The following is a 21,872-nucleotide window of genomic DNA, read 5'->3' on the forward strand; positions in this document are numbered from 1 at the left end:
ATCCCCATTTTCCACAGGCTAATAAACAATAAGATTCTTTCTTTAAAAAAAGATTATTATTTATTGGAAAAGGGGAATGTGGATTTCGTTTGATTTTCTTTCTTTACTTTTGTATTGTTGTCTAGTCAAACTGAGGAAGCTAAATAGAGAGGGAACTAATGAATACTATTTTTGAAAGGGATTTGGAAGCTAAGGGGTTCATCGATGAACCTATCGACCCTACAATAGATATTGTTACTGAAATTCAGCAATTAAAAAAAGAAAAGAATGCGGTTATTCTAGCGCATTATTATCAAGAATCTGAAATTCAGGATATTGCAGATTACATTGGAGATAGTTTGGGACTATCCCAACAAGCAGCTAAAACAGATGCAGATATAATTGTTTTTGCGGGTGTGCATTTTATGGCTGAAACGGCAAAAATTTTATCACCTTCGAAGAAAGTGTTGTTACCGGATTTAAAAGCTGGTTGTTCTTTATCGGACAGCTGTCCACCGCATTTGTTTGCGAAGTTTAAAGAGCAATATCCAGATCATATGGTTATTACGTATGTAAACTGTACGGCGGAGTTAAAAGCCTTATCGGATATCGTGTGTACATCAAGCAATGCAGTACAGATTGTAGAGAGCTTGCCGAAAGAACAGAAGATTATCTTCGGTCCTGACCGCAACCTTGGAGAATATGTGAAAAAGAAAACAGGACGTGATTTAGTGTTATGGAATGGTGCCTGTATGGTGCACGAGATTTTTTCACAGGATAAGATTGTTGATTTAAGAGCACAGTTTCCTCATGCGAAATTCATAGCACATCCAGAATGTGAAGATCACATTTTGGCGCAAGCTGATTACATTGGCTCTACATCCGGTATGCTGAAGTTTACGATTGAAGACAATGCACAACAATATATTGTTGCCACAGAATCTGGTATCTTGCACCAGATGCAGAAAGCTAGTCCTATGAAGACTTTCATTCCTGCTCCGCCAAATAACATCTGTGCCTGTAACGATTGTCCACATATGAAACTAAATACATTGGAAAAGCTTTACAATTGTTTATATTATGAACTTCCGGAGGTAGATTTGCCCATGGATATCGTTGAACGCGCTAAAAAACCAATCGAACGGATGCTAGAAATATCCGAAAAATTAGGATTGTAGTATAGTATCCTGGTATATAAAGAGATATGTTTGATAATAAAGATAGAACAGAAATAAATGAGCTAGGCGAATTTGGTTTGATTGCGCATCTAACCGAAGCGGTAGAGATTACAGAACCATCTACTATAAAAGGAATTGGAGATGACGCGGCTGTATTGGACTTTTCTAATAAAAAAACGCTGATATCTACAGATTTGCTACTTGAAGGCATTCATTTTGATTTACGTTATGTTCCGCTAAAACATCTGGGATATAAAGCAGTACAAGTCAATTTGAGTGATATTTATGCCATGAATGGCAAAGCGTCACAGATTACTTTTTCTATAGGCTTATCTTCTAAATTTCCGTTGGAAGCGGTAGAAGAAATCTATGAAGGAGCGCTGATAGCTTGTAAAAAATATAATGTAGACCTTATAGGAGGTGATACATCTGCATCCGCACAAGGTTTAGTTATTTCTGTTACAAGTATTGGTTATGCAGAAGCCGATAAAATAGCATATCGTTCAGGTGCGAAAGAAGGTGATTTGCTTTGTATAAGTGGCGATCTAGGCGGTGCTTATGTGGGTTTACAGCTTTTGGAACGTGAAAAGCAGATTTTTTTAGAGAATCCACAGATTCAGCCGGATTTGGAAGGAAAAGATTATATTGTGGAGCGGCAACTGAAACCGGAAGCACGTAAGGATGTGGTGGAATTATTTGAAACTTACAGTATACAACCACATGCGATGATTGATGTGTCTGATGGTTTAGCTTCGGAGATACTGCACATCTGTAATGCTTCCAAGGTGGGCTGTAAGTTATATGAAGATAAAATACCAATAGATCCCATGACATACGATACCGCTCGTGAATTCGGGTTGGATCCTACTGTATGTGCATTAAATGGCGGCGAAGATTACGAGTTGCTATTTACTGTTCCACAAGAGCAATACGATAAAGTGAAGAACCAGTTGGATATTACGATTATTGGTTATATAACAGAGGAAGCAGCCGGCTGCGAAATGATTTCCAAATCAGGAAATGTACATCCTATTAAAGCACAAGGCTGGAATGCTTTTAAAGCAGGCAAATAAATACCTTAAATAGAAAGAGACAGATTTAGAGAAATTCCTAAATCTGTCTCTTTTTCTATAATAAAGTTTGTTTAATACGCTAATACTTTGATTTCGGTTCTTCTGTTTTCTTGATGTTGCTGTTCCGAACAATTAACGCCGTTACGGCAATCGTTTAGCAATTTAGTTTCGCCGTATCCTCGAGCGACTAGACGATTTCTGGCGATACCATTTGCTACCAGATAATCTACAGCCGAATCTGCTCTACGCTGAGACAACTTTAGGTTGTAGTTATCATTTCCTCTACTATCCGTGTGCGAAGAAAGTTCGATACGCAATGTCGGATTTTGTTTCATAACGGCAACGACGTTGTCAAGTATAGTCACCGCATCTTGACGGATATCACTCCTATCAAAATCATAATGAATATTCTTCAAGACCCATTCTCCGTTTTCAACTAGTTCGCAAACGCCTAATTTTAAGGTTACATATAATGTTTGGCTGCGGTCCAATCCTTTAGTAGAAACGATCTCGGTTTGCGAATATCTACCCTGTTGATTAGCGACCACCGTGAAATCACTTTGACCATCGAGTTGATAAATAAATTTACCTTCCGCATCTGACGTCTGGCTAGCATTCACTTTAGAGCCAGTATGTGTCAGCACCGTATTAATGCCTGCTAAGTTTTGAGCTGTCGCACAGTCAAATGTCTCACCGATAAGTGTAAACCTCGGATCATCGTGATAGATTTCTTTAAAGATAACCGAACTTGAGGTCTGGAAATCCGTTTCGGTCAAAGTCAGTATCGGTGTTTTGATACCATTTTTCTCTCCAACGATCTGATATTGTCCTGGTTTAATGGAGGATACTTTAGAAGCCTGTCCGCTGGCATCGGTAACAGACCTATCATGGATGTCCGTACCTTCGATGGATACCGTAACACCACTAAGTGCCAAATTGGTCTGCTTATCTTTGACAACGATTTGAAGATCTTTTAATGCTATTTTTTTCACCTCTTCGTCGTATTTAGGACTATTATCTTCTTTTACTGTAGGAGATTCTTTACGGCCAAAAATATATTTTAAACCGATACCTGCCTGCATGGTTTTATGTGGTGTTTGCTTTGTTTCCCGAACATCGCCATAGTGATCCCAAACAGTTTTTACATGCGTTGTTTCTGTTATCGGATTAGTTTCTTCTACGCGTTCTATTGCAAATCGACTGGCTTTACTTCCAAATTTTTCACCAAAAGTCTGTACGTAATCCACATGACCGAAGAGGGAAAAATGTTTGTTCAACATGTAATTAAAACGGAGTCCACCTATCCCCGCCCAACTGTTTGCCCGATTAGAAGCATCATTGACTGTGCTCATGATATCTTGGGAATGTATTAGAGAGCCACCTGTTGGATCACGTTCTTCGTAGGTGACAGATCGTATATATTCTGGAAAATATTGCATCATCAATCCTCCTCGAATATATGCCTCTACATGGAATCGGTCGACTGCATACTTATAACTGGGACCAAAAGTAAATAAGTAATCTTGAAACCTACTTTTATTAATATAGTCTGTGGAAATATATCCGTTTTCAAAATGGAATGTGTCCTGGAGATTGATACTATTATAGATATATCGTGCATCTACCCCCAAACCAAATTTATTTCCCGAAAAATATTTATCAAGAAAGAATCCGGAATAATACCCAATCTTCGTTTCTCCCATCGATTTGTAAGTGCTGATAGGCAAACTCGCCCCACCTTGGATGCCTATCTGTAAATCGCCTTTTTCTTTCTGTTGTGCGATGGCTAAAATTGTAATGCTTAGTAACATTAATGCAAGTAAAAATCGTTTCATAGTAATTATATTTGATTGATAAAATTTGTCTGATCTGCTCTTGATCCAGACTTCTTATTCTTTTATCAAGTATGATTTCGAATTGTTACCCCTTTGTAAGAAAATTTGGAGGTTTTTATTATCTTTAACACTGTTAATCAGTTGTAAGCGCAATGAAAAAACCCCTCTGGACGCCGTCTGAGCAGTATATTAAATCATCCGTTCTTTATGGTTTTCAACAGTTTGTGGAGCTGCACTATAATCGGTGTTTTCTGGATTATGCAGCTTTTTATCTGTGGTCAATAGAACAACCGGAAAGTTTTTGGGAAGCTATTTTATTGTATTTTAAAATAGATTATACGGGAAAATACAACCGAGTGCTAGCATGGGAGCATACAGGTACCGATTTTATTGGTGCAAGATGGTTGGAGGGTATTTCCTTGAGCTATGCAGAACATATCTTTCGCGAAAAAAAAGATGCTGATCCGGCTATAAAATATACAGATGAGACTGGAAATTACCGAGATATTACGTGGTATGAGTTGCGTGAAAAAGTATCTGGGATACAGCAATTTTTAAAAGAAAAAGGTATTCAAAAAGGAGATAGGGTAGTCGGTATATTAAATAATACCATAGATACGGTCGCTATTTTTCTGGCCGCAAATTCTTTGGGAGCCATTTGGTCTTGTTGCTCACCGGATTTTGGAGATAAAAGCATTACCGAACGTTTTATACAAATAGCACCTAAAGTATTATTTATAGAGCTGGATTATCAATATAACGGCAAAACATTCTCTAAAAGAGAGACATTGGCTTATATACAAGACCATATCCCGTCTATTGAAACAATAATTGCTGTTTATGGAGACGATTGGCAAGCTATATTTACCAACTATCCTCCACAGGAATTACATTTTTTGCGCGTGCCTTTTTCCCATCCGATATGGATTCTGTATTCTTCCGGTACGACAGGCAAACCGAAAGCTATTACACACGGTACGGGGGGAAATTTGTTGGAACACTATAAAGTGCTGGCTATTCATCAAAATGTACAAAAAGGAGAGAATTTCCTCTGGTATTCTACCACGGGATGGATGATGTGGAATTATGCTTTGTCCTCTTTGCTTTGTGACGCTACCCTTTGTTTGTTTAATGGGGCTATCCATTATAATGACCACCAGGCATTTTGGCAATTTGTAAAACAGGCAAGCGTGGATCATTTAGGAGGAGGGGCGGCATATTTTTCAGCTATTCATGATCTGAAAATAGAGAATTATAAACCAAAGGTAATAGGTTCGACCGGTTCGCCTCTACCTGTAGTTACTTTTGAAAACCTTCAGAAAAAATTTCCAGATACACCTATTATATCGTTAAGCGGTGGAACAGATGTATGTAGTGCCTTTTTATCTGGATGTGCATATTTACCTGTGTACGCGGGGGAGATTCAATGCCGAACATTGGGTTCAGATATCGTAGCCGTAAATGATCACGGTGAGGAAGTCTATAACGAAGTTGGCGAATTAGTTATCAAAAAACCGATGCCATCGATGCCTATTTATTTTTGGGAAGACAATGATAATGAAAAATATAGAGAAAGTTATTTTGCAGAGCGAAAAGGTGTATGGAGTCACGGCGATTGGATTTCCATTATGGATCATGGTGGTATTGTGATGTATGGGCGTTCAGATGCTACATTAAATCGAGGTGGAATACGTATCGGCACAGCGGAAATATATAATGTGGTAAATGAAGTACAGGGGGCAAGGGATAGTTTGGTTATTGCGACGGACAATGAAAAGGGTGAGTCCAATATGTTATTGTTTATTCAATTGTATGAAGGATCCGTGTTAGAAGCTATTGTTCCTGTTATCAAAAGTGAACTCCGTAAACAGTATAGTGCACGACATGTACCCGATTTCTTTTACGCTGTAAACGATATTCCTTATACATTAAGCGGTAAAAAACTGGAAATACCAATTAAGAAGATCTTCTCGGGGTATCCGCTGGAAAAAGCTGTTTCAAAAGATGTGATGCGTAACCCCAAATGTATGGAAGAATATATGCAGATATACTTGCACATTCACTAATAAACATTTGTTCTGCTTCTACTCACATTAACCCTTAAATGATATTTTGCAGGGATATTATAGGGGGTTAGTAGGGGTTTAACCCCTACTAACCCCCTGTTATCCCCCTATAAACCCTCTACTAATACACTGTTAATATATAAGAAATATATAATAAGAGGGCAACAGGAGGGCATGCGTATCTAGTTATGGAGTTTATACCTGTATCATGCCTACATTATACCGGTCCATAATTGGATTATGGTTAGCCGCTTCTATTCCCATGGAAATAATTTTCCGCGTATCTTTTGGATCGATAACGCCGTCCACCCAAAGACGTGCAGCAGCGTAATAAGGACTAAGTTGTTGATTATATTGCTGTTCTATTTTGGAAAGCAGATTTTTCTTTTCTTCTTCTGATAGAGCTACTCCTTTTGCTTTGAGTGTTGCTTCTTGTATCTGCAGCAATGTTTTTCCAGCAGAAGCACCACTCATGACCGCCATTTGAGCAGTAGGCCAGGCGTATATTAGACGAGGATCATAGGCTTTTCCACACATGGCGTAATTTCCTGCGCCATAGCTGTTGCCCACGATAAAAGTGAATTTAGGTATGACTGAATTGGCCATCGCGTTAACCATTTTTGCTCCATCTTTGATTATTCCTCCATGTTCTGACCGGGAACCGACCATAAATCCGGTGACATCCTGGAAAAATACTAACGGGATTTTTTGTTGGTTACAGTTCATAATAAATCGTGCAGCCTTATCGGCCGAATCCGAATAGATAACACCACCCATTTGCATTTCCGTAGCATTGCCCGGCTTCTTTGCTTTTACCGTTTCACGTTGATTGGCTACAATACCTACTGCCCAGCCATCAATGCGCGCTAAAGCGCAAATTAATGTCTTACCATAATCTTTTTTATATTCTTCTAATGAATCTCTGTCTACAATGGCTTTCAAGATTTCCAGCATGTTGTAGGGTTTCAGACGATCTTCCGGAAGATTTTTGTAAATATGGGTGGCCGGAAATTCAGGCTGTCTGCTGGCAATACGCGAGAATTGATTTTTATTATTTTCACCAAATTTGTCCAGCATATTTTTAATGGCGTCGAGACAACTTTTATCGTCAGGATATTTATTATCGGTTACGCCAGATATTTCGCAATGCGTAGCAGCGCCGCCTAAAGTCTCATTATCAATGACCTCACCAATGGAAGATTTTACCAAATAGGAACCCGCTAAAAAAACAGAACCTGTACCCTCTACGATCAATGCATAATCGGACATGATAGGTAAATATGCCCCCCCAGCCACACAGGAACCCATGATGGCTGAAATTTGAGGAATACCCATCGAAGATATTTTAGCGTTGTTTCGGAAGATTCGACCAAAATGTTCTTTATCCGGAAAGATTTCGTCCTGCAGGGGCAGATATACACCCGCAGAATCCACCAAGTAAATAATAGGAAGATGGTTTTCCATAGCAATTTCCTGGGCCCGTAGGTTTTTTTTTCCGGTAATAGGGAACCACGCACCAGCTTTTACGGTGGCATCGTTGGATACGATGATACACAACCTGTTTTTTACATACCCCATGACGACGACAACTCCACCATTGGGGCATCCTCCATGTTCTTCATACATACCATCCCCTGCAAAGGAACCTATTTCTACATAAGGACAATCGTCATCTAAAAGATAAATGATCCTTTCCCAAGCGGTCATTTTTCCTTTTTGCTTGTGTTTTTCTATCTTGTCTAATCCACCTCCAAGAAGAAGTTTTTCATATTTGCTTTTGAGTATGTTTAGTAGGTTTTCCATAAAATTCTTTATCTCCCTTTTCTCAAAGATAATAAACCTTGCCTTTGCTAAAGTACGGTATTTAAAACTTTTTAATAATAGACTTGTTTTTATAATGAAAAATATAAATATTTTAAAATATAGCTTATTTTTTATATTTTTAACAAATAAGGGTATAAGCTTCTAAAATATGATATCGCAAAAACAACAAAATGAACAATTAGCTTTGGTTCGAAATAGCGCTCAACAATTTGCCAAGGAATTTATTAAACCTTACATGATGGAGTGGGATGAGAAACAATATTTTCCGGTGGAATTATTCAAAAAAATGGGCGAATATGGTTTTATGGGTGTATTGGTTCCCGAGAAATATAATGGGGCAGGTTTAGGGTATCAAGAATATATCACTATTCTTGATGAAATATCAAAAGTATGTGGTTCTATTGGGCTGTCTTTAGCCGCACATAATTCCTTGTGTACGAATCATATTTTATCATTTGCAAACGAAAAGCAGAAAGAAAAATATCTCCCCAGATTAGCTACCGCAGAATGGATCGGTGCCTGGGGACTTACCGAAACGGGATCTGGTTCTGATGCTGGAGGTTTGGCAACAACCGGGGTACAGGACGGGGACTATTTTGTTATCAATGGTTCTAAAACCTTTATTACACATGCTATTAATGGAGATGTAGCTGTTGTGATGGTGAGGACAGGAGAAAAAGGAGATAAACATGGCGTTACCGCATTTATTATTGAAAAAGGTACACCGGGCTTTACAGCCGGTAAAAAAATAGATAAATTAGGCATGCGCGCTTCAGAAACGGCAAGTTTGTTTTTCGACAATTGTCGCGTACATAAAAGTCAGATCATTGGCGAAGTAGGCGATGGATTTGTTCAAGCGTTAAAGCTGTTGGATGGTGGACGTATTTCCATTGCTGCCCTTTCACTGGGGATTGCTCGTGGAGCTTACGAATGCGCATTGCAGTATGCGAATGAGCGAGAGCAGTTTAATCAGAAGATATTTGATTTTCAAGATGTAGGTTTTACCATAGCAGACATGGCTACAAAAATCGATGCAGCGGAATTATTGATACGAAGAGCCGGTCATTTAAAAGATACAGATCAAAAAGTTACAAAAGAAAGCGCCATGGCGAAATATTATGCTTCGGAAGTGGCGGTAGAAGTATCCAATCATAGTGTACAAGTACATGGTGGTTATGGTTTCACAAAAGATTATCCGGCAGAAAAATACTTTAGAGATGCCAAATTATGTACGATCGGAGAGGGGACCAGCGCCATACAAAAGATGGTTATAGCAAGAGAAATTAAAAAAGATGTCCAATAAGGAAAGAATACAATTGATAGAGTCTCCTCGAGATGCTATTCAGGGAATCAAACATTTTATTTACACAGATAAAAAAATAAACTATATCAATCAATTGATTGATAGTAACCTATTCTATTGTATTGATTTCGGGAGTTTTGTGTCGCCTAAGGCTGTTCCGCAACTGCAAGATACCATACAGGTTCTAGAGGGATTAGAAAAGAATAACGATACAAAGATATTGGCAATTATTGCGAATGAAAAAGGTGCTGAAATAGCGAAACCTCTGGATAAAATTGATTTCTTGGGTTATCCGTTTTCAATCTCGGAGACGTTTCAGCAACGAAATGTCAATTCGACGATAGCGCAATCCTATCAGCGGATAGAACATATTAAGAATATAATGGCATCGGGTAAACAAGAGCTGGTAGTCTACATTTCCATGGCTTTCGGCAACCCCTATAGCGACCTCTGGAACACCGATTTGGTATTGGAATGGATAGAAAAACTTTCTGCATTGGGAATATCTCGCTTTTCCATTGCTGATACGACATCAGAAGCATCACCGGAAAGTATTAAAATGTTATTTACTTTGATAAAGCATACTTTTCCTAGGTCAGAATTCAGCATTCATCTGCATAGTCGAGCAGAAAATGCACTTTTGAAAATTGAAGCGGCACATGAAGCTGGTTGTCGGATTTTTGAAGGCGCTGTCATGGGATATGGTGGTTGTCCTTTTGCACAAGATGAGTTGGTAGGCAATATTCCGATGGAAATGCTGATACATCGATTTAGAAATCCAAATGAAGATAAAATACAGGATTTGTTGTCGGGATTTCAAAAATTGATCGCAATAAAAAAATAAAGAAAAAGCGATATCTTTATATAATATGCAGGCAATAACATATCAATACATTAGGATAAAAAAGACAGATTTCCGTATGGAAGTCACGCTTGCGCGGCCCGAGAAACGGAACGCATTTACACCAACGATGGTGAATGAAATAGCACATGCTTTTCAGGATGCAAACCAAGATGACAGTATTAAAGTGGTTATGTTAAAAGCCGAAGGGCCCGTGTTCTGTGCAGGAATGGATTTGAAAGCTTTTCAGAATGCCGATTTAGATATTCCGAATCCACACATCGAAAATAAAGATATCTCTTTAGGAGAAGTGTTTGCCAATTTGCATAAGCCATCTATAGCTATCGTCAGAGGAAATGTTATTGCCGGCGCTTTTTTGATGATTGCTGGATGTACGTATGTGTTCTGTTCAGAAAATGTACAGTTTCGTTTGCCGGAGTTAAACTTAGGAATCTTCCCTTTCCAGGTTATGGCAAGTTTGATGAGGGTAATGTCGGAAAAGAAAATGTTGCAACTTTGTTTGCATACCGACTATTTTTCTGCTAGGAAAGCACAGGAATATGGATTGGTAGATGGTTTTTTGGAAGAGGTAGATGTAGAATTTTTTTTGACAGGATTTAAAGATATCAGTTCTTCTGCGGTTGTTGCCGGTTTTAAAGCGGCAAGAGAACTCCCCTCTGTTGCCAGTGAAAAACGATACAGCTTTTTGTTAAAAAAGCTGTATGAATTGAAATCTTCCGAAGACGTGAAAAAACGAATATTCGAAAAAGGATAAATTTTAGTACCTTAAAACAGCACAAGGTTCTTCTTCTGTCGCTATTATTACGAAAGCGACGTTGGTTATGGGGCGAGTAGTCATTGGCTTGGTTTTTCATTATATTTGGTCTTCTAAGTTAATTCTGACCATGTTACATATTCTTATTGCACCAAATGCTTTCAAACATAGCTTGGATGCCCGTCGTGCCGCAGAAGCATTACACAAAGGTTTTTCGCAGAGTCGTCTAGATTGTCGTACAACACTGTTCCCCATTGGCGACGGAGGCGATGGTACGTGTAAACTTCTGCATGAAAAATTAGCGGGCAAGTTGGTTACGATTACTGTTTCAGGACCGTTGGGAAAACCTGTTGAAGCTTCATTTAGCTTAGTAGAAGATGGAAAAACAGCTCTAATCGAAATGGCTGATGCATCGGGTATCCGTTTAATAAAAAAAGAAGAACAAAATCCTCTTCAAGCGAATAGCAGAGGTACAGGCGAATTAATTCTACATGCGTTGGAGCAATATAAGGTCGAGCAAATTATTTTAGGGATGGGCGGTTCGGCTACGGTCGATGGTGGGTGTGGTATGCTTCATGCGCTTGGTGTACGTTTTTTTGATCAGAGAGGAAAGGAGCTTGAGCCAATTCCCGAACGTTTGCAATATGTAGAACGTATTGATTCGAGTGAGCTGAACAAAAGCGTATTAAATAGTAACATCAAGATTCTTTGTGATGTAGAAAATCTTCTTTTAGGAGAAGAAGGGGCTGCGCACGTTTTTGGACCTCAAAAGGGGGCATCTCCGGCTCAAGTAAAAATTTTGGATAAATTTCTACGTCAGTTAAGTGATGTTGTTTTAAAAGTGACAAGAAAGAATATGGCGGATGTCGCTTTCGGAGGTACGGCAGGGGGAGCCGCCGCCGGTATGTATGCCTTAGCAGGTGCCCAATTGGTTAATGGGATAGCTTATTTCTTGCAAAAGACCGGCTTTGAAGAGGTCATAAAGACGACTGATTGGCTCATCACGGGTGAGGGGAGCATCGATGAGCAAACGCTCTCGGGAAAGGCTCCGGCAGGTGTGGCTTGGTTGGCTAAACAATATGGAATTCCATGTATAGGGATAGCCGGAAAGGTACCATTAGAGCCTTCATCCGCGATATTAGATATCTTTGATGTGCTGTTGCCCATTAATCATGGGAACATGTCGCTGGCGGAAGCACTCGTAAACACAGAACAGAACCTTCTTCGTACGGCACAAGCTCTAGGGAATGTACTGGCATATAACAATAAAAATAACTAGGCCACATATTCAGATTCGTAGCAAAGCTCTCTTTTTTTTCCGATGGAGAAATTATTGAACCCGATCCCAACTTCTATTTCTAATAGACGTTGTTGGAGCATCTCTAGAATCGCCAAGAAATTGAATACGAGTTGTACTTTGTTCTCGGAATTTTTGATAATTTGTTGGAAATCCAACTTTTTATTCATCTCTATTAATTGTGCAATTGCTTTTTTCTGCTGTTCGATCGTATAGGGAAATTTTACCACCGTATGGGTGGCTTCTTGAACACGATGGGTAAAATTAAACATTAATTTCTCGTATACCATTAAGAGTTTATATAGGTCAAAAGAAGATAATTCTTCCTCCGTGGTATTGGTGTATCTAGCGAGCATATTGTCTTTGACTATATTCCCTCGGGCGTGTAGCCGTGTTCGATTTTCTTCTAATATACGTAACTCTTCACAGATCTCCTTGAATTGCTTATAAAGAAGTAGTTTTTGCGTTAGTTCCCTCTTGAGGTCTATCTCATTTTCTGCGTCATCCAGCTCGGGCCGGGGCAAGAGCATTTTTGCCTTGATACGCATCAAGGTGGAGGCTACAAATATAAATTCACTGGCAAGCTCTATATTCAAGGACTGCATTTTCTGAATATAGTCTAAAAAATCATCGGTTATTTTAGAAATAGGAATGTCATGTATATTCAATTCATCCCTTTCTATAAAAAAAAGTAAGAGATCGAAAGGACCTTCAAATTGCTCGAGTTTGATTTCGTAACCTGCTGTTTGCATAGCTTGCTCAAAAATAAAAAATTGTACGGTAAAGCTGCCCGATATTTATCCACAATTTGGATTCTATTAACAGTTTCTTGGAACAATGCAAGGCCATTATACGCCGCATTACCGCGAAGCGGTATTGATCGACTTTATTTACGATCTGTACTATCCTCTCCTTAACCTTAAAGCTCGCATCCGGATATTTGAAGTTTGTAGGAATTCATTCTCTGCACTACACATTATTTCAAATATCCGAAGCGAGGAGGTTTATGGACAATGTGTTTATTTTAGTGTTCATGAGCTCCCGTTGGTCGGTTTGGTCCTTTTTACGGGAAAAAGGACGAATAGAAACTTTTATTTGCTTTTATTGTTCTGTAGATTAGGGAATAAGTTATTAAGTTTGTAACTTATTTTATATAATTGAAATATGCAAGTAGAGGCCGGTCCACTATTACAACAAATAAATTACCCATCCGATCTAAGGAAACTTAATCCAAATGAATTGGAAGAGGTCTGTCGGGAGCTGAGGCAATTCATTGTTGATATTGTCTCCGTAAATGGTGGACATTTTGCAGCTAGTTTGGGTGTTGTTGAATTGACGGTTGCGCTACATTATGTATTGAATACGCCGCATGATCAGGTGATTTTTGATGTGGGGCATCAAGCATACGGACATAAGATATTAACAGGTAGGCGGAAAATGTTCCACACCAATCGAATTTTGGGTGGAATATCAGGTTTTCCAAAAAGAAGCGAAAGCGAATATGATGCTTTCGGTGTAGGGCATTCCTCTACGTCGATTTCAGCCGCGCTGGGGATGGCAGTAGCCTCGGAATATAAAGGCGAGCAGGATAGACAACATGTGGCGGTAATTGGTGACGGTGCGTTAACTGGCGGAATGGCGTTCGAAGCCTTAAATCATGCGGGGATTGAAAAATCCAATTTGTTGGTTATACTTAACGATAATTGTATGTCTATTGACCCCAATGTAGGGGCTATGAAAGAGTATCTGACCAGTATTACCACATCTAGGAGCTATAATAAATTTCGAGATGACCTGATTGCTGTATTAGCTAAAATTTCGAAGAATGGACCGGATGCCTATGGATGGGCAAAGAAATTGGAGCAAAGCATTAAAGGGACATTACTGAAGAATGCCAATTTATTTGAATCGTTGAATTTCCGTTATTTTGGTCCAGTAGACGGGCATGATGTGACGAAATTGACAAAAACTATCGAAGATCTTAAACATATTCCCGGACCAAAGTTATTGCATGCGGTAACCGTGAAAGGTAAAGGATATGCCTTAGCAGAGAAGGATCAAACGACATGGCATGCGCCAGGTTTATTTGATAAAATCACAGGAGAGATTAAGAAATCAGTTTTAGACAAACCTCAACCACCGAAATATCAAGATGTTTTTGGACATACGTTGGTAGAATTGGCAGAAGCCAATGATAAAATTATGGGTATTACGCCAGCAATGCCTTCTGGATCATCGTTAAATATTATGATGAAAGCCATGCCTGATCGGGCGTTTGATGTAGGCATAGCGGAGCAGCACGCGGTAACCTTTAGTGCCGGGCTAGCTACACAAGGTTTAGTTCCTTTTTGTAATATTTACTCGTCGTTTATGCAGCGGGCTTATGATCAGGTTATTCATGATGTAGCATTGCAGAAATTGAATGTCGTCTTTTGTTTGGACCGTGCGGGATTAGTCGGTGCAGATGGACCTACACATCACGGGGCATACGATATCGTATATATGCGCTGTGTTCCTAATTTAGTAGTTTCTGCTCCTATGAACGAAGAAGAACTTCGAAACCTGATGTATACCGCACAATTACCGAACATGGGGCCATTTGTGATCCGGTATCCACGGGGTGCTGGAGTAATGGTCGATTGGAAGCGTCCGTTTGTTAAGCTTGGAATAGGAAAAGGCCGGAAATTGCATGATGGAGAAGAGGTGGCGATTTTGACTTTTGGCGCAATCGGAAACGAAGCTGCAAAAGCTGTTCAAATATTAAATGAGGAAGGTATTTACCCTGCTCATTATGATCTGCGGTTTGCGAAACCGCTTGATGAAGAGTTATTACACGAGGTATTTAAAAAGTTCCGTAAAGTAATTACAGTCGAAGATGGCTGCATTATGGGCGGGGTGGGAACTGCAGTTTTAGAATTTATGGCCGATCATGGATACGGGGCAAATCTGGTTCGCCTAGGTATCCCCGATGATGTTGTTGAACATGGAGAGCAGGCTGAGCTTTGGAAAATATGCGGATATGATGCCTCTTCTATCGTTATACAGGTAAAAAAATTGACCGCGGGAATAAAGACAGATACCATGGTGTCTTAGTAGAATGATAGAGAAAGACTTAAAGCAGGATTTAACAAATTCTGCTTTTTTTTGTGTTTAAAAATTTCCTATATTTATAAACGAAGTAAGCCTAATAGTTTTCCACATTAGCGTAGATTATACAGTGTTTTAATCTGGAAAAAGCGGTATTTAAAAGTCAAAATTTTGTATGTTGAAAAAATAGTTTTGACGGTGTTTTTTGGCTATAAAAATTAAAAAAAAATTATGTAATAATCTATGTGTTAGATTGTTGTGTTTTTTTTAACATTTTAGTTTTTTTGATCAATTTTTTTTGTCATCTTCGTCTTAAGGGAAAGTTTTAAACAACTTTTTTGTCAAATATTGGTTTTCAAGTTATTAACAATTTAGGAATGGAAAAAACGTGTACAAGTGTTTGGAATAGCTGTCTTCAGATCATCAAAGACAATATACCTGCACAGAGTTTCAAGACTTGGTTTGAGCCTGTTAAAGCAGTGGGTTTAAATGGTAACGTTTTAACTATTCAAGTACCTTCCGTATTTTTTTACGAATGGTTAGAAGAACACTATGTAGGTATTCTGCGTAAGACGATTAAGAAGTTTTTGGGAGAACAGGGACGTCTTGAATACAATATTATCGTAGATAAATCTTCTGCGAACACACCCTACACGACCAACATTCCTTCTAATGGAAATGGTGCAGAAGGCAAAAAACAATCTATTCCCGTTCCTGTAGCTTTAAATAAGAATATCAAAAATCCTTTCGTTATTCCGGGGTTAAAAAAATTACAGGTGGATCCGCAACTAAATACACATTATACATTTGATAATTTTATTGAAGGAGAATGTAATCGGTTAGCGCGTTCGGCGGGTTTTGCCGTTGCAAACAAGCCGGGGGGAACCTCGTTCAATCCGTTGATGCTGTATGGTGATGTCGGTTTAGGAAAAACGCATTTGGCGCAGGCAATTGGTAATGAAATCAAGAAAAATTTACCCGATAAATTGGTCATCTATGTATCCTGCGAAAAATTTTGCCAACAATTTGTAGATTCGCTAAAAAACAACACAATCAACGATTTTGTGAATTTTTATCAGGCAATGGATGTCATTATTATGGATGATGTCCATAATTTTTCGGGTAAAGAAAAAACCCAAGACATTTTCTTTCATATTTTCAACCATTTGCATCAATCTGGCAAGCAGATTATCTTGACATCGGATAAGGCACCTAAAGATTTATCAGGCTTAGAGGAACGTTTACTGAGTCGGTTCAAATGGGGATTGTCGGCAGATATTCAGATTCCGGATTTAGAGACGCGGATGGCCATCTTGAAGAAAAAAATGTATTCTGATGGTATCGAATTGCCGGAAAATGTTGTCGAATTTGTGGCGACACAGATTGATAATAGTGTTCGCGAACTAGAGGGCGCAATGGTTTCCCTTTTGGCCCAATCAACCCTAAATAAAAAAGAAATTGATCTCAGCCTAGCGAAATCTATGTTAAAGAACTTTGTGAAAAACACACACAAAGAGATTTCTATGGAGTATATTCAGAAACTGGTTTGTGAGTATTTTGAGGTGCCGGTAGAAATGGTAAAATCTAAGGTTAGAAAAAGGGAGATTGTGCAGGCCCGTCAAATCTCTATGTATTTAGCTAAGAATCATACAAAATCGTCGTTAAAAACTATTGGAAATTTTTTTGGGGGACGCGACCATTCTACGGTCATTTACGCTTGCCAAACGGTAGAAGATTTAATTGAAACGGATAAGAAGTTTAAAACATATGTTCAGGATATCCAAAAAAAGTTGAAGTCTTCTTAGTAAAAAAACGTCATTATTTAAGTTTAATTTTTGAATGTAAAATGCGAAACCAGCTAAGGTTTCGCATTTTTTATGAAAATATGAACTTTTTTTCTTTACTCACCGCTGGGTTGTCCGGGCTCCATGGGTTGCTCCGGCTGCATCGGTGGAGTAACCGGTGTCGTAGGAGCTGGTGTTTCTTTTTGCGGACGTTCAGCAATTATTCTGTCGTATAAGGTTTTTTGCTCATCAGATAGTTTTTCCTTAATCTGAGCATCTGTGGTTTCTTGCAGTCTGGTTTTTGCCTCCGCTAATGCTTCTGGAGATTGCGATGCGTCTGCTTTTAATGCTTGTTTTGCTTTTGCGTGTTCCAAGACGATGTCATAGATAGAAGTTTGCTGCTCATCTGTCAAGGTTAATTTTTCTGTTAATTTCGTTACTTTTTCTTTTGCTTTGTCTTCCGGATTTGCATCTTGTGCAAATGTTAATGTCAACGCGAATAGTAAACTGATTCCTGTTAAAAATAATTTTTTCATGACCTTTTATTTTAATTGTTTAACCACTACTAATGTTTTCTAGGTATATAACTCCTTTGGCAAAAGATTGTTGCGACAAATGTATCAAAAGTGTTACATTTTAACATTTCTTAACGGCATTTCCGTATAAATACCGGTACGACCGCGTGCTAATACCGATAAGTTTGCGTTAAATCTGCCGGATGCTTATCGAAATTTGATAAAATTCTTCGAAGGATAAGTCTGCCTACGGAAAGCTTGTCTGAAGACGAAGATTGTCTATTGTAAAACAAATGCCCGTTTCACCATGGCGTCAAATGTATTTGCCTGGTCAAATAAAAATGATTGTTCGATAGGAAGAAAATAGAGGGGGTGTTGGGTAATAAAGGAGGGAGGAAGTCGCTGTATATCTTTTTCTGTTGTGATTATGATTTTTTTTGAAGCATCAATATCTTGAAAGGTTTGACTGATTTTCTGAAGATCGGCCAGTGAAAAAGAATGATGATCTGGATATGCTAAAGAAATGATTTTTTTGAATCGTGGCTTTAGATAGGATAATAGGGGTTGCGGCTTTGCTATCCCCGTTACAATTAGAGCAACCGTTTTTTTTAGATCGATATCGTCCAATATTGTCCCGTTCGTTTTTTGTAGCTTTTGGTAGGCTATTTTGGAATAAAACAACGGCGCTGTTGTATATGCACGTAATTTAGACTCTATCGTGAATCTTCCTTCCGCAGGAATTTCATCCGGACATTTGGTAACTACAACAATATTCGCACGCTTACAGGCAGGTAACATTTCTCGGAAATCGCCTGTAGGTAACGGAATAACAGGCTGCTGCAATGATTCATAGTCTAACAGCAATATCGAAAAGCTTGGACGTAGTTTTCGATGTTGGTAGGCATCATCCAAAAGCACAGCATCAACATGGTTTTGAATCTGTTGAATACCAAACACCCGATCTTCACAAACGGTTACCGTCGAATCTGGAAATTTACGTTTTATCTGAAGAGGTTCGTCTCCGACGAGTTTAGCAGAATCATGCACCTCCACATACCGGAAGCCTTTGGTTTTTCTTCCATATCCTCGACTAAGAACGGCCACATTTAGGTAGGGCTTAACTAACCGAAGAATATATTCTGTCATTGGACTTTTGCCCGTGCCGCCAACGGACAGGTTTCCGATAACTACGACCGGAAAACGAAAGGAAGTACTTTTTAAAATCTGGTTATCGTAAGCCCAGTTTCGAATGAGTACAATCCCTGCATATAAAGCGGTAACCGGAAAAAGTAACCAACGAATAAATCTTACCATTAGTCTATGACAATTTTTAAACCAATATCTGTTACATTCCGTATCGGGTTTTCTTGCATGTTTTGCTCGATCTCAAAAATATACGTGCCTGTATCGGGGAAAATATAATTTTCCTTCAAAAGAAATTTATTTTCATAAAGATTGCCTGCACCTTTTCCCGTCCAGCGCCCATCAGAAGTGGCTAGCCTAAGTTCATGTTTATAAGATGTGTTCTTTAGCCCTGGTCCCGTTTCGTGGGACAGAAAAGATAAATTAGCAAAGTTGTATTCACTTGTATGTCTTAGATATACCCACACATCATACGGTGTACTGTTTTCGCTTATGTGTACTTGAAATACTTGTTTCTCGTGACGATGCCACTGTCTATTTTCTATCGATTGGTAAACGTCGTAAAAAGGGCGGTTAGTACAAGCTAGCATAAAAAATAGCAGACTAAACCCGACAACCTTTTTACGTAGTATCATATTTGTTATTCTTCTATTGACGAATAAAGTCTTTTAGCTATCGCCTTTATTATTATTTGGTGTTTTGTTCCTGTTTCTATTTTTATTCCGATGGAGCCGTTTTTTTGGTTTGTCGCCGTTGGCAGATTCCGTTGTTGGAGAAGCTACCTTTTTTTCATTTGATACAATTTTCTTTAACGATTCAATTTTGTTCCCTCCCGCGGATGTTTCTTGTTTATTTTTGGGTTTCTTTTTTCTTCTTTTTTTATTCTTTTCATCTAGCCGTGTTAACGAGTCTTGTCCTACCACATTTTCGTAGTCATAGGAGATCGGTTTTTCTATTTCTTCAACAGGTTCTTGGTGAATTTTTAGGTCTTGTGATTTGCGGCCTTCTTTGTTCATTTCCGCATATTCACGTACTTTATATACTTCCAACGGGATCCAGCTTTCGGCTCCCGGATAAGCGTACCACATGACTTTTTTGAATATATCTGTCTTCTGCAAAAATGCTGTTCCCGCTTCTGTGTCTAATCGATCGACGTTGGTGGGGATATCCCTTAAGGCATCCATATAGCTATCCAATTCGTAATTAAGGCAGCACTTCAATTTACCACATTGCCCCGCTAGCTTAAGGGTATTCAATGAAAGATTTTGATACCTCGCTGCCGATGTAGAAACCGTTTTAAAATCTGTCAACCAAGTGGAACAGCAAAGCTCCCGACCACAGGAACCCAGTCCACCCAACCGACTTGCTTCTTGGCGCATCCCAATCTGTCGCATTTCGATGCGGATACGAAACGCCTCAGCCATACGTTTGATTAACTCCCGAAAATCAACCCGCCCCTCCGCAGTATAATAGAAGGTTGCCTTGGTTTTATCACCCTGATAATCCACATCCGAAATTTTCATGGATAAGCCTAGATCCAAAGCAAGCTTTCTCGCACGATGCATGGTTTCCCACTCCAGTTCTTTGGCGGCGTTATATTTTTGTACGTCCGCTTCCGTGGGTTTCCGATATATCTTTTTAGCGACCGTTTCCGGCTTTACATTATTTTTCTTCAACTGTAAACGAACCAATTCACCGGTTAATGACACATGTCCAACATCATATCCTCCTGTGGAGGGCTCGACGACAACCATTTCGCCCATTTCAAGATAAAGGTTGTCCGTGTTGATGTAGAAATCCTTGCGCGAACCTTTAAATCGTACTTCTACAATATTGAATGGTTTATAGTTTGCCGGCAAATCCATGTCGGAAAGCCAGTCGTATACATCTAGTTTATTACATCCGCTGGTCATGCAAGAGCCATTATTTTGACAACCTGCTGGTGTTTTCCCGGTAGAACCACTACCGCACCCACCACCGGATGAGCAATTACCACATCCCATATTCTTTCCTTTTATATATATTGAGTCCCTTGTGGGAACGTTTGATATTTAAATATTAAAACTAATTGCAAAGATAAATCTAAAAATAAAATTTTCGGATTAGCATTGCGCTCTACCTTATAATGTGTTTTTTCCAGCAGTCCTACAGCAAGTTCCAATTGCTCTTTTTTAAAGTTTTCGCTGAACTTCTGGACAAAATCCAACTCTTTTCCGTTTAAAAGTACTAATTGCGAAAGCCTTGTTTGCATTAATAGCACTTGACGGAACACATTAATGGTGTAAAGTAAATAATTTTTTTGGTTTTCTCGTCCTAACCGAGGAAAATCCTCTTCGCAAAAACGGATAATATTCAATCCGGAATCGGTTACAACGAATCTTAACCAGCTAATGAGCAAATCAAAATAAGGGTGTGTGTCTTCTTCAAGGAGGTTTACTGCCGTTTGTAAGTTGCCGTCGGCTATGAAGGCAATTTCATTTGCTCGATCTTCGGAAATCGCTTTATCCGTTATGAGATACTGTTTAGTATCATCGGAGGAAAGCTTCGGAATTTTTACAAGCTGCGTACGCGATATGATGGTATTTAATATGCCGTCTTGATTTTCCGACACGAGTAGAAAAAGTGTTTTCTCGGGCGGTTCCTCAATCAACTTTAATAAAGCGTTTCCTTGTGTTTGGAGATATTCGGGAAGCCACAACACTAATACCTTGTATTCACTTTCAAACGCTTTTAGGCTAAGCTTTTTTATAATATCGTGGGCTTCTGCGATATTGATGTTTGCCTGTTTGTTGCCCGCTTCTAGCTGATGACGCCAATAATCCAGGCCCATATAGGGATTGCCCAGAAAAGCCGTGCGCCACGCGTCCATATAAACGGTGGCGACATCTTTTTCTCCACTCGCAAAAAACGGATAAGAAAAATGGAGGTCGGGATGGATCAGTTTTTGATATTTCCGACAGGAGCTACAAGTGCCACAGCTATCGTTTTCCGATGGGTTTTCGCAGTTGATGTATTGCGCGTAAGCAACAGCTAAAGCCAAACTTCCCGAACCCTCGGGGCCGAGAAACAACTGTGCATGGCTTACCCGGTTTTCTCTTACGGTTTGAACCAGATGCCTCTTAATCGTATGCTGACCTATAATATCCTTGAACTGCATGTCTATATAACCCTA

At 39.1% G+C, this 21,872-nt stretch carries 17 protein-coding genes; 9 read left to right on the forward strand and 8 right to left on the reverse strand.

Going from position 1 to position 21,872, the window contains the following annotated elements; all coding sequences use genetic code 11:
• The first annotated feature begins 158 nt into the window (after positions 1-158).
• Positions 159-1,157, forward strand: a complete 999-nt coding sequence (gene nadA, locus H8B17_RS00970) for a quinolinate synthase NadA (RefSeq protein WP_190307316.1) — start codon at positions 159-161, stop codon at positions 1,155-1,157.
• Between the two features lie 26 nt (positions 1,158-1,183).
• Positions 1,184-2,230 carry a thiamine-phosphate kinase gene (gene thiL, locus H8B17_RS00975; protein WP_190307317.1) on the forward strand — a complete coding sequence of 349 codons (1,047 nt, stop codon included), beginning with the start codon at positions 1,184-1,186 and terminating at the stop codon, positions 2,228-2,230.
• A gap of 71 nt (positions 2,231-2,301) precedes the next feature.
• On the opposite strand, the gene H8B17_RS00980 is transcribed toward thiL, so the two are convergent.
• A complete protein-coding gene (locus tag H8B17_RS00980) occupies positions 2,302-4,065 on the reverse strand; it encodes an OmpA family protein (RefSeq protein WP_223816277.1) in 1,764 nt (587 codons plus the stop codon).
• Between the two features lie 152 nt (positions 4,066-4,217).
• Here H8B17_RS00980 and H8B17_RS00985 point away from each other — a divergent pair, with 152 nt between their 5' ends.
• Positions 4,218-6,131, forward strand: coding sequence for an acetoacetate--CoA ligase (locus tag H8B17_RS00985; protein ID WP_190307318.1), 1,914 nt, complete (start codon positions 4,218-4,220; stop codon positions 6,129-6,131).
• A gap of 195 nt (positions 6,132-6,326) precedes the next feature.
• On the opposite strand, the gene H8B17_RS00990 is transcribed toward H8B17_RS00985, so the two are convergent.
• The gene (locus H8B17_RS00990) at positions 6,327-7,934 is read right to left on the reverse strand and encodes an acyl-CoA carboxylase subunit beta (RefSeq protein ID WP_190307319.1); all 1,608 of its coding nucleotides are present in this window, start codon (positions 7,932-7,934) and stop codon (positions 6,327-6,329) included.
• A gap of 169 nt (positions 7,935-8,103) precedes the next feature.
• Here H8B17_RS00990 and H8B17_RS00995 point away from each other — a divergent pair, with 169 nt between their 5' ends.
• From H8B17_RS00995 to H8B17_RS01010, 4 genes are all read left to right on the forward strand, one after another.
• Positions 8,104-9,258 carry an acyl-CoA dehydrogenase family protein gene (locus H8B17_RS00995; RefSeq protein WP_190307320.1) on the forward strand — a complete coding sequence of 385 codons (1,155 nt, stop codon included), beginning with the start codon at positions 8,104-8,106 and terminating at the stop codon, positions 9,256-9,258.
• Positions 9,248-10,102, forward strand: a complete 855-nt coding sequence (locus H8B17_RS01000; protein WP_190307321.1) for a beta/alpha barrel domain-containing protein — start codon at positions 9,248-9,250, stop codon at positions 10,100-10,102. Before H8B17_RS00995 ends, H8B17_RS01000 begins: the two co-directional genes overlap by 11 nt.
• A 25-nt stretch (positions 10,103-10,127) precedes the next feature.
• Entirely contained in the window at positions 10,128-10,874 is a 747-nt protein-coding gene (locus tag H8B17_RS01005; protein ID WP_190307322.1) for an enoyl-CoA hydratase/isomerase family protein, read from the forward strand.
• Positions 10,875-10,941: 67 nt separating this feature from the next.
• A complete protein-coding gene (locus H8B17_RS01010) occupies positions 10,942-12,153 on the forward strand; it encodes a glycerate kinase (RefSeq protein WP_223816278.1) in 1,212 nt (403 codons plus the stop codon).
• Here H8B17_RS01010 and H8B17_RS01015 read toward each other — a convergent pair.
• On the reverse strand, positions 12,150-12,923 hold the full coding sequence (locus H8B17_RS01015) for a segregation and condensation protein A (RefSeq protein WP_190307323.1): 774 nt from the start codon (positions 12,921-12,923) through the stop codon (positions 12,150-12,152). The genes H8B17_RS01010 and H8B17_RS01015 overlap by 4 nt on opposite strands.
• A 412-nt stretch (positions 12,924-13,335) precedes the next feature.
• Between H8B17_RS01015 and dxs the strand changes: the two genes are divergently transcribed.
• Together dxs and dnaA are read left to right on the forward strand one after the other, a co-directional pair.
• Positions 13,336-15,264, forward strand: coding sequence for a 1-deoxy-D-xylulose-5-phosphate synthase (gene dxs / locus H8B17_RS01020; RefSeq protein WP_190307324.1), 1,929 nt, complete (start codon positions 13,336-13,338; stop codon positions 15,262-15,264).
• Between the two features lie 371 nt (positions 15,265-15,635).
• On the forward strand, positions 15,636-17,063 hold the full coding sequence (dnaA, locus tag H8B17_RS01025) for a chromosomal replication initiator protein DnaA (RefSeq protein ID WP_190307325.1): 1,428 nt from the start codon (positions 15,636-15,638) through the stop codon (positions 17,061-17,063).
• A gap of 95 nt (positions 17,064-17,158) precedes the next feature.
• Here dnaA and H8B17_RS01030 read toward each other — a convergent pair whose 3' ends face one another.
• From H8B17_RS01030 to H8B17_RS01050, 5 genes are all read right to left on the reverse strand, one after another.
• A complete protein-coding gene (locus H8B17_RS01030; RefSeq protein WP_190307326.1) occupies positions 17,159-17,578 on the reverse strand; it encodes a hypothetical protein in 420 nt (139 codons plus the stop codon).
• Between the two features lie 258 nt (positions 17,579-17,836).
• Complete coding sequence (gene lpxK, locus H8B17_RS01035) at positions 17,837-18,871, reverse strand: tetraacyldisaccharide 4'-kinase (protein ID WP_190307327.1); 1,035 nt, start codon at positions 18,869-18,871, stop codon at positions 17,837-17,839.
• A complete protein-coding gene (locus H8B17_RS01040; RefSeq protein ID WP_190307328.1) occupies positions 18,871-19,335 on the reverse strand; it encodes a gliding motility lipoprotein GldH in 465 nt (154 codons plus the stop codon). The genes lpxK and H8B17_RS01040 overlap by 1 nt, the downstream gene beginning before the upstream one ends.
• Before the next feature lie 33 nt (positions 19,336-19,368).
• Positions 19,369-20,703, reverse strand: coding sequence for a PSP1 domain-containing protein (locus tag H8B17_RS01045; protein WP_190307329.1), 1,335 nt, complete (start codon positions 20,701-20,703; stop codon positions 19,369-19,371).
• 11 nt (positions 20,704-20,714) lie between these two features.
• A complete protein-coding gene (locus H8B17_RS01050) occupies positions 20,715-21,857 on the reverse strand; it encodes a DNA polymerase III subunit (RefSeq protein WP_190307330.1) in 1,143 nt (380 codons plus the stop codon).
• Positions 21,858-21,872 lie beyond the last annotated feature (15 nt).

Origin of the sequence: Sphingobacterium arenae (assembly GCF_014692505.1) — a bacterium.
Lineage (GTDB): Bacteria > Bacteroidota > Bacteroidia > Sphingobacteriales > Sphingobacteriaceae > Sphingobacterium > Sphingobacterium arenae.

Coding starts and splice junctions, on each gene's coding strand:
- H8B17_RS01000 (WP_190307321.1), top strand. CDS start 9,248: ATGTCCAATAAGGAAAGAATACAATTGATAGAGTCTCCTCGAGATGCT.
- H8B17_RS01015 (WP_190307323.1), bottom strand. CDS start 12,923: ATGCAAACAGCAGGTTACGAAATCAAACTCGAGCAATTTGAAGGTCCT.
- dnaA (WP_190307325.1), top strand. CDS start 15,636: ATGGAAAAAACGTGTACAAGTGTTTGGAATAGCTGTCTTCAGATCATC.
- H8B17_RS00985 (WP_190307318.1), top strand. CDS start 4,218: ATGAAAAAACCCCTCTGGACGCCGTCTGAGCAGTATATTAAATCATCC.
- H8B17_RS00995 (WP_190307320.1), top strand. CDS start 8,104: ATGATATCGCAAAAACAACAAAATGAACAATTAGCTTTGGTTCGAAAT.
- H8B17_RS01005 (WP_190307322.1), top strand. CDS start 10,128: ATGCAGGCAATAACATATCAATACATTAGGATAAAAAAGACAGATTTC.
- thiL (WP_190307317.1), top strand. CDS start 1,184: ATGTTTGATAATAAAGATAGAACAGAAATAAATGAGCTAGGCGAATTT.
- H8B17_RS00980 (WP_223816277.1), bottom strand. CDS start 4,065: ATGAAACGATTTTTACTTGCATTAATGTTACTAAGCATTACAATTTTA.
- H8B17_RS01030 (WP_190307326.1), bottom strand. CDS start 17,578: ATGAAAAAATTATTTTTAACAGGAATCAGTTTACTATTCGCGTTGACA.
- nadA (WP_190307316.1), top strand. CDS start 159: ATGAATACTATTTTTGAAAGGGATTTGGAAGCTAAGGGGTTCATCGAT.
- lpxK (WP_190307327.1), bottom strand. CDS start 18,871: ATGGTAAGATTTATTCGTTGGTTACTTTTTCCGGTTACCGCTTTATAT.
- H8B17_RS01010 (WP_223816278.1), top strand. CDS start 10,942: ATGGGGCGAGTAGTCATTGGCTTGGTTTTTCATTATATTTGGTCTTCT.
- H8B17_RS01045 (WP_190307329.1), bottom strand. CDS start 20,703: ATGGGATGTGGTAATTGCTCATCCGGTGGTGGGTGCGGTAGTGGTTCT.
- H8B17_RS01040 (WP_190307328.1), bottom strand. CDS start 19,335: ATGATACTACGTAAAAAGGTTGTCGGGTTTAGTCTGCTATTTTTTATG.
- H8B17_RS00990 (WP_190307319.1), bottom strand. CDS start 7,934: ATGGAAAACCTACTAAACATACTCAAAAGCAAATATGAAAAACTTCTT.
- H8B17_RS01050 (WP_190307330.1), bottom strand. CDS start 21,857: ATGCAGTTCAAGGATATTATAGGTCAGCATACGATTAAGAGGCATCTG.
- dxs (WP_190307324.1), top strand. CDS start 13,336: ATGCAAGTAGAGGCCGGTCCACTATTACAACAAATAAATTACCCATCC.